The organism is Terriglobales bacterium (assembly GCA_035651995.1).
Taxonomy (GTDB): domain Bacteria; phylum Acidobacteriota; class Terriglobia; order Terriglobales; family Acidobacteriaceae; genus DASRER01.
This window is the reverse complement of sequence record DASRER010000016.1, coordinates 1-2037: the sequence shown is the minus strand read 5'-3', so window position 1 is coordinate 2037 and position 2037 is coordinate 1. Positions and strand designations below refer to the sequence as shown.

Sequence of the window (2037 nt, the reverse complement as noted above, 5' to 3'; positions counted from 1 at the left end):
GCGGCTGGTCAAGACCATCGCCGATGATCAGCAGACCACCCCGCCCGAAAAGTGGCAGCAGGCGGGCAGGGCGGTGCCGCGTGTGAACGGCCGCGAACTGGTGACCGGCGCGCATCGCTACACCTCCGACCTGAAGCGACCTGGCATGCTTTACGGCAAAGTCGTGCGCCCAAACGCAATCGGCGCCACACTGGTTTCGTGCGACGACCGCGCTGCCCGCCAGATCGCAGGCGTCACCGTGGTGCGCGATGGCAACTTCATCGGTGTAGCCGCGCCCAGGCCGTGGCTGGCAGCACAAGCGGCGCAGGCCGTCAGAGCGGAATGGAAATCTGCGCCGCAACCCTCGTCGGGGGAGATCTTCGAGTATTTGAAGGCGAACCTGGAGCCAGGCGGTTCGCGCGGCAATTCCGCGCACGTCATCGGGTCGGTGGAGCAGGGGCTGGCGGAAGCAGACATCAAGCTGCAGCAGAGCTACACGGTCGCGTACATTGCGCACACGCCGCTGGAACCGCGTGCTGCCGTGGCGGAGTGGAGCGGCGACAAGCTCACCGTGTGGACGGGCACGCAGCGTCCGTTTGCCGTGCGGGAAGAATTGGCGCAAACGTTTCACCTCCCGCTCGAGCGCGTGCGCGTCATCGTCCCGGATACCGGCTCCGCCTACGGCGGCAAGCATACTGGCGAGTGTGCCGTTGAGGCCGCGCGCCTCGCCAAAGCTGCCGGCAGGCCGGTGAAGCTGACATGGACGCGCGCGGAGGAGTTCCAGTGGGCCTACTTCCGACCCGCGGGTGTGATTGAGATCCGCAGCGGCATCCGTAAGGACGGCACCCTGGTTGCCTGGCAATTCACCAACTACAACTCGGGCGCAGCCGCAATCCGCACCATGTACGACGTTCCCAACCAGCGCATCGAGTTCGTTGCCTCGCGCTCGCCATTGCGCCAGGGTTCCTACCGGGCGCTGGCCGCGACCGCCAACCACTTCGCGCGCGAAACCCACATGGACGAACTCGCGCATGCGATCGCCATGGATCCGCTCGCCTTCCGCCTCAAGAACCTCAAAGACGAGCGCCTGCGCGCGGTGTTCCAGGCGGCTGCCGACCGCTTTGCATGGCAGGCGCGACCGCCGCGGGGACGCGGTTACGGCATCGCGGGCGGGTTCGAAAAAGGAGGCTATGTCGCCGCTTGCGCCGAGGTGGAGATGAAGTCGCCTCCGGATGAGCCCATTATTCATCGCGTAGTCGTCGCCTTCGACTGCGGCGCGGTTGTCAATCCTGATGGTCTGAAAAATCAGATCGAAGGCGCTGTGATTCAAGGCTTGGGCGGCGCGCTGTTTGAAGCGATTGAATTTTCCAATGGCCGTATCACGAACGGAAGCATGCGCGAGTACCGCGTGCCGCGATTTGTTGATGTGCCTCCGATTGAAGTCGTGCTGCTGGACCGCAAAGACCAGCCATCGGCAGGTGCGGGGGAAACTCCCATCGTCGGCGTTGCTCCCGCAATCGGCAATGCAATTTTCAGCGCCACGGGTGAGCGTCGGCGAGCGCTGCCGCTGGTCTCGCAAGCTCCTGCAGCGAGCGCTCGTAAGGCGGCCTGGCCACGCCGCGCTCGCTGATGATTGCGGTCACATACTGATTAGGCGTGATGTCGAACGCGGGGTTCTCGACCTCGACGCCGTCGGGCGCGATCTGGCGGTCGCCCAGGTGCGTGACCTCGCGCGCCGAGCGCTGCTCGATGGGGATGGCGCTTCCATCAGGACATTCCAGGTCCACAGTGGAAAACGGCGCAGCGACGTAGAACGGAATACCGTGCTCTTTCGCCAGCACCGCGAGGGTGTAGGTGCCGATCTTGTTGGCCACGTCGCCGTTGGCGGCGACGCGATCCGCGCCCACCACCACCGCGTGGATCTTTCCCTGTCGCATCATGGCGCCGGCCATGTTGTCGGAGATGAGCGTGGTGGGAATGCCGTCCTGCATCAGCTCCCAGGCGGTGAGCCGCGAGCCTTGCAGGAAGGGACGCGTCTCATCCGCATAGACGCGCAGT

Annotated in this window: 2 protein-coding genes; one reads left to right on the top strand and one right to left on the bottom strand. The window is 65.0% G+C overall.

Features of this window, described 5'->3' with window-relative positions; translation table 11 throughout:
• Nucleotides 1-1609, top strand: a 1609-nt coding sequence (locus tag VFA60_05800; GenBank protein ID HZQ91287.1) for a molybdopterin cofactor-binding domain-containing protein, incomplete at its 5' end; no start/stop codon positions are given.
• Here the strand turns inward: VFA60_05800 and VFA60_05795 are convergent.
• A partial coding sequence (locus tag VFA60_05795; protein HZQ91286.1) for an S-methyl-5-thioribose-1-phosphate isomerase occupies nucleotides 1512-2037 on the bottom strand: 526 nt, incomplete at its 5' end. The genes VFA60_05800 and VFA60_05795 overlap by 98 nt on opposite strands.